Source organism: Muricoccus pecuniae (assembly GCF_014199205.1).
In the GTDB taxonomy this organism is placed as follows: Bacteria; Pseudomonadota; Alphaproteobacteria; order Acetobacterales; family Acetobacteraceae; genus Roseomonas; species Roseomonas pecuniae.
In genome coordinates this window covers 1-5,810 of sequence record NZ_JACIJD010000057.1, presented here as the reverse complement: position 1 = coordinate 5,810, position 5,810 = coordinate 1, and the positions used below count along the sequence as shown (strand labels likewise).

At 68.1% G+C, this 5,810-nt stretch carries 5 protein-coding genes and 1 pseudogene; 3 read left to right on the top strand and 3 right to left on the bottom strand.

The features are described 5' to 3' along the window. Positions 1-427 (top strand): YsnF/AvaK domain-containing protein (locus FHS87_RS22865; protein ID WP_184522119.1); only part of this gene is annotated, 427 nt, incomplete at its 5' end. Between the two features lie 12 nt (positions 428-439). Here the strand turns inward: FHS87_RS22865 and FHS87_RS22860 are convergent. Both FHS87_RS22860 and FHS87_RS22855 read right to left on the bottom strand, forming a co-directional pair. Beyond that, positions 440-1,386 (bottom strand): IS630 family transposase gene (locus FHS87_RS22860; protein WP_376766459.1). Its coding sequence is split into 2 segments (ribosomal slippage): positions 440-1,062 and positions 1,062-1,386, totalling 948 coding nucleotides; the frame shifts between segments, so codons are not numbered across the junction. A 77-nt stretch (positions 1,387-1,463) separates the two neighbouring features. Then, positions 1,464-2,663 carry an IS256 family transposase gene (locus tag FHS87_RS22855; RefSeq protein ID WP_184522112.1) on the bottom strand — a complete coding sequence of 400 codons (1,200 nt, stop codon included), beginning with the start codon at positions 2,661-2,663 and terminating at the stop codon, positions 1,464-1,466. A 114-nt stretch (positions 2,664-2,777) separates the two neighbouring features. Between FHS87_RS22855 and FHS87_RS22845 the strand changes: the two are divergent. Then, positions 2,778-3,637, top strand: a pseudogene (locus tag FHS87_RS22845) (IS630 family transposase); the annotation flags it as partial. A gap of 56 nt (positions 3,638-3,693) precedes the next feature. Next, positions 3,694-4,026 carry a transposase family protein gene (locus FHS87_RS24730; RefSeq protein ID WP_376766458.1) on the top strand — a complete coding sequence of 111 codons (333 nt, stop codon included), beginning with the start codon at positions 3,694-3,696 and terminating at the stop codon, positions 4,024-4,026. On the opposite strand, the gene FHS87_RS22835 is transcribed toward FHS87_RS24730, so the two are convergent. Continuing rightward, positions 3,967-5,517 (bottom strand): integrase catalytic domain-containing protein, encoded by a 1,551-nt coding sequence (locus FHS87_RS22835; RefSeq protein ID WP_221300328.1) that lies wholly within the window; start codon positions 5,515-5,517, stop codon positions 3,967-3,969. The genes FHS87_RS24730 and FHS87_RS22835 overlap by 60 nt on opposite strands. Positions 5,518-5,810: the final 293 nt, after the last annotated feature.

Genomic DNA, 5,810 nt, shown 5'->3' with positions numbered 1-5,810 from the left:
CGAAGCGCGCATCCCGATCGTTGAGGAGCACATCCAGGTCGGGAAGCGCGAAGTCGAGCACGGCCGGGTGCGGGTGCGCTCCTACGTCGTCGAGACACCCGTCAACGAGCAGGTGACCCTTCGGGAGGAGCATGTCGACGTGACCCGCCGTCCAGTGGACAGGCCGCTAACCGACGCTGACGATGCCTTCCGCGAGCGCGTTATAGAGGCCACCGAGCATGCCGAGGAGGCGGTCGTTTCCAAGGAGGCCCGGGTCACCGAGGAGTTGGTGATCCGTAAGGAGGCCTCCGAGCGTGCCGAGACGGTCAACGGCACCGTGCGCAGCACCAAGGTCGAGGTCGAGGACAGCCGTACCGCGGGCATGGTGTCAGGTACGCGGGACGGCGCTCTCGACATCGACAGCAAAGAGGCCGGCCAGAAGCGCTAGAGCTTTTCCACTTCACTCGGACGCATAGCCTGAGTTGGCGAGGTAGTTTCGGCACTCGGTTGCGGTGAAGGTGTCGAGTAAGCGGCCGATGGTGGTCCAGAGCGCCTCTCTGGTGCGGGTCGCGGCCTTTCGGAGCAGCGCCTTCAGCTTGGCGAAGGCCTGCTCGATTGGGTTCAGGTCGGGCGAGTAGGGCGGCAGGTAGAGGAGGCTGGCGCCGGTGGCGCGGATCGCCTCGCGTACACCAGCGACCTTGTGAGCGGCGAGGTTGTCGAGGACCACCACGTCGCCCTTGGAGAGAGTAGGGGCGAGGAACTGTCCGATGTAGGCGAGGAAGGCCTCACCGGTCATAGGCCCGTCCAGCACGAGAGGCGCGACGAGGCCGGTGCTGCGCAGCCCCGCGATGAAGGTGGTGGTGCGCCAGTGGCCGTGCGGTGCGGCATCGACGAGGCGCTCGCACCTCGGACCCCAGCCGTAGCGGCGAACCATGTTCGTGGCGGCACCGGTCTCATCGAGGAAGACGAAGCGCTCGGGGTCCATGTAGCGCTGCCAGACCCGCCAGTGGCGGCGATCGGCCGCTACGTCGGGCCGGTCCTGCTCGGACGCCCTCAACGACTTTTTTTGTGTGACTGGTCGAGCCGCTTCAGCATGGTCCAGATCGTCATCAGCGACACAGGCGCCACGCCGCGCTCGATCAGGGCCACCCGGATCTCGGCCAGGGTGATCCCCTTCCGGCTAGCCGTCAGCTCCCGCAGGAACTCCTCCTGCCCCGCCAGCAGCGGCTTGCGGTAGCCGCCGATCTTGGCCGGTGCCGTGCTGCCGGTCTGGCGGACACGCCGCACCAGCTTGATCGCTGCCGAGGCACTGACGGCAAACCGAGCCGCCGCCCCCCGGGCCGAGGCACCCTCCTCAACAGCCCGCACCAGGCGCTTGCGCAGGTCTTGCGACAGGGGTGCCGTCATCACCAGCCTCGCTGCTCCAGATCGTGCCCCATGGGGTGGTGTAGGAGCGGTGCTCCTCAGCGGGCTGAGCCGCGGTGTCAGGCAGCCACGGCGGGCAGGCTGACGGAGGCAGTATCGCTCACGGCGCCGATGGTCTCCAGCGTCATGTAGCGCGAGCGCTGGGTGGCCCACTCGTCGGACTGCTCGAGCAGCAGGGCGCCGACGAGCCTGATGACGGCCGCTTCGTTGGGAAAGATGCCGACTACGTCGGTGCGGCGCTTGATCTCGCCGTTGAGGCGCTCGATGGGGTTTGTGCTGTGGAGCTTGGCCCTGTGTTCACGGGGAAAGTCCATGAAGGCCAGCACGTCCTCCTCGGCGGCATCCATCAGGGAGGCCAGCTTCGGGACCTTGGGGCGGAGCTGGTCGGCCACGTTGCGCCATTGGGCGTGGGCTGCTGCGGCATCCTCTTGGGCATAGGCGGTTCCGATCCAGGCGGAGACGATGCGGCGCTGGGTCTTGCCCGCATGGGCGGCGGCGTTGCGGCCGAAATGAACCCGGCAGCGCTGCCATGTGGCCCTGAGCACCTTGGCGGCCGCGGACTTGAGGCCCTCGTGGGCGTCGGAGATGACGAGCTTGACGCCGCGCAGGCCGCGCCGGGCCAGGCCACGGAGAAACTCGGTCCAGAACGTCTCTGCTTCGGAGGCGCCCACCGCCATGCCGAGGACCTCGCGGCGGCCGTCGCTGTTCACCCCCACCGCGATGGTAACGGCCACCGAGACGATCCGGCCCGCCTCCCTGACCTTCACGTAGGTGGCGTCGAGCCACAGGTAGGGCCAGTCACCCTCAATGGGGCGAGCGAGGAAGTCCTGCACCCGGCTGTCGATCTCGCCGCAGAGCCGAGAGACCTGGCTCTTGCTGATGCCCTCCATCCCCATGGCCCGGACCAGCTCGTCCACCGAGCGCGTGGAGATGCCCTGCACGTAGGCCTCCTGGATCACCGCCGTGAGCGCCTTCTCCGCCAGTCGGCGGGGCTCCAGGAAGGCCGGGAAGTAGGAGCCGCGCCGGAGCTTCGGGATCCTGAGCTCCACCGTCCCGGCCCGGGTCTGCCAGTCCCGCTCGCGGTAACCGTTCCGCTGGTTCACCCGCTCAGGGCTGCGCTCGCCATGGGCGGCACCACAGGCCCCCTCCGCATCCAGCTCCATCAGCCGATGGGCGGCAAAGCCGATCATCTCCCGCAAAAACGTCGCGTCAGAGCCCTTCTCCAACAGCTCCCGAAGGGCAATCCTCTCATCGGTCATCGTGGCGTCCTCTGGTCAGTGTTGCGTCTCGCAACCCAACCCTAGCCAAGTTCACCGCGATGGCCGCCCTAACCCGGGCGGCCGCCTCCTACACCATCACCGGGGGCACGACCCGGGCTTGCCGGGCTGGTGAACCGCCGTGCTCCGGGCCCGGCGCCACGGCTCTCAAGCGACCAGGAAGCCCTGGTCGCCGGCTGGGTCGAGGACGGGCCGGACCTGGAGCGCGACGGGGTCGTGCGCTGGCGCTGTCGTGACCTGCAAGAGCGGATCAAGAGCGAGTTCCGGGTCAGCCTGCACGAGCGCACGGTCGGCAAGCTCCTGACCAAGCTGCGCTTTCGTCGTCTTTCCGTGCGACCGCAGCACCCGCAGAGCGACCTTGCCGCGCAAGCGGCTTTTAGGGGGGCTTCACTGATCGGGTGAAGGAGGTTGTCCACGAGGTCGCACCCGACACACCGATCGAGGTCTGGTTCATGGACGAGGCCCGCGTGGGTCAGCAGGGTACGCTGACACGGATCTGGGCCAAGCGAGGCACACGTCCACGAGCCGTGCGTGACCACCGCTATACCTGGGCCTGGATCTTCGGCGCGGTCTGCCCCGAGCGCGCCGTCGGGGCCGCTGTCGTGCTGCCCGAGGTCAACGTGCATGCCATGAACATCCACCTGGCCGAGATCAGCCGCTGCGTGAGCAAGGGCGCTCACGCCGTCCTCGTGCTCGACGGTGCGGGCTGGCACACCTCACCCAGGCTGCACCTGCCCGAGAACATCAGCCTGCTCCCACTGCCCCGCTACGCGCCCGAGTTGAACCCGGTGGAGAACATCTGGGAGTTCCTGCGCCAGAACCTGCTCAGTCATCGCGTCTGGGACAGCTACGACGCCATCGTCGACGCGTGCTGCCACGCCTGGTCCACGCTGATGCGCACGCCAGACCAGATCGCCACCATCACGCGCCGCTCCTGGGCACAGGTCAAACTCTGAGGCGGTTGGTATGACTCACTTTCGCTGAAATTGGCTGCTGGCCTGCTGTGGCAAACATGGGAGGGCGGGCCATGCGGTCTGGGACCGGCGTCGCGTCGTTGGTGCCCACCGGGCTAGTGGTGGACGGCGTCGTCCAGGGCGAGGACGCGATCGTCGTCGCGGCCCATGGTGCGGCGGCGACGGCGGCGTGTCCGCTGTGCGGCACCGTCTCGGAGCGTGTTCACAGCCGCTACATTCGGCAGGCGGCCGATCTCCCGTGGGCGGGTCGCTGTGTCCGCCTGCGGCTCGTTGTGCGGCGCTTTCTCTGTGACCTGCCCGGTCGTGTTGCCTCAAGTCGGAACGTTACCCAGCGCTCTCGTGTCGCTTTCCCGGCAGGTCGGGCTGCTTGAGCCTCCGAACAGGACGTCTCGCGCCATCGCCGCCCGGCGCAGCTTCACGAACCGCTGCACTGTCCGCTCGTGCCTGGCCTGGAACCGGCCGGGATCCATCTCCTGGAGCCGCGCCAGGATGGCGACCGCCGACAGGGCAGGCTGCACCTCCAGCCATGCCGTGATCCTCTCGCGCACCCCGTCCATGATCCAGGGCCGCACCAGTGGCTTTCGCCGGATGTACGGGCGCCGGTGCGTGGGGGGTCGCTCCCCGACCGACCAGGCGACCTTCAGGCTCGCCGCGAACCGCTCGATGTTCACCGGCTCCGGGTCGGCGATCCGCTCCGCACCCGCACCACGTTCGTCCACCCGCTTGCCGAGATGGGCCTGTGCTGCCCGTATCTCCGCCAGCAGCAGCACCGGATCGGCGTTCGCCAGCATAACCCTCAGGCGCGCCTTGTCGGCCTCCGACACCGCCCCGTGTGACAGGGTACGTGCGACGGGCGGCTCGGGCGCGTGGTAGCGCTTGATCACCCGCGCTCCCTCGCGCCGCTTTTCGCGCAACTTGAATGAGGGTTGGAACAGGTTGCCGTGCTGACGCGATGCCGCATACAGCCGGGCCAGGGCCTCGCCCGCCAGCACGCCCTCGAACCGCCCATAGCCAATCAGCCGGCGCACGATCGCGCCGTTCTTCTGCTCGACCCAGGCTTGGTCGTTCTTGCGATAGGCCCGTGAGCGCGTGACCTCCAGACCGGCCGCGCGGCACCAGCCCACCACAGCCTCGTTCATGAAGAGGCTATCGTTGTCAAAGTCGATCCCGCGCAGCGGAAAGGGGAACAACTGCCTCGCCCGTTCCAGCGCATGCACCACCATCTCCGCCTCCCTCACCACAAGCGGGATGCACTCCGTCCAGCCCGTGGCCACGTCTGTCAGCACCAGGGTCAGGACGTAGGCGCCGGCCACCAACGTCCCACCGTGGGTGACGAAGTCCGCCTCCACCCAGCCCGGGGCCGGGTCGTTCCAGTCGTTGAACGTCCGCACCGGCACGCTCCGCCGCACGGCCGTGCCGAACCCGGCCGGTCGCCGCCTACCGCTACCAGCCAGCACCCGGATCTCCGTCAGCAGCCGGTCGATGCTGGCCGCGCTCACCTTCAGCAATTTGGCCCGCGTCGTCTCGTCCAGATCCAGCCGCCCATGCCTCTCCAGCGCCGGCAGCAGCGCGGGTACCATGGGCCGCAGCCGCTTGCCGCAGACCCGGTCCGACACCTCCCAGAGCTGGATCAACGCCTCCCGGACCTCGGGGCCGTAGGTCCGGACACGTCCTTTTCCGGGTGGTATGGGCTCTACTTGCTCATCCTGCTGCCGCTCCGCTGCCCCCAGCAGCCGGATCGCGTGCTTGCGGTGGTAGCCCGCCACCGCTGTGAACTCGTCGAGGATGCGCGTGCGCTCAGCCCGCGTCGCAGTCCCGTACCGCCCCCGGACCACCTCCAGCAACTCGCCCCGTGTCGCCATGCTGATCCGCCTCGCCACCCGCCGCCTCCCGGCCCGGCGCTCCTTGCCCGGTAACCAACATCCTGAGGCAACGACGCCGGCCGGTAGCAATCAGTGTGAGCCAATGCGGGGGGGCGTTTCCGATGTCGTTTGACAAGCGGTGCCGATCACTCGTCCAATGTTTGACGGACCGGATTGTAGAACTATCTGGAATACGTTTAAGGCCTGTTAGCGCCTGAATCCTGGGTGCGATGCCCGCGTTCTCTCTGTTTGCGGAGAACGGGATGGCGCTGACGGACGAGCAGTGGGCGTTG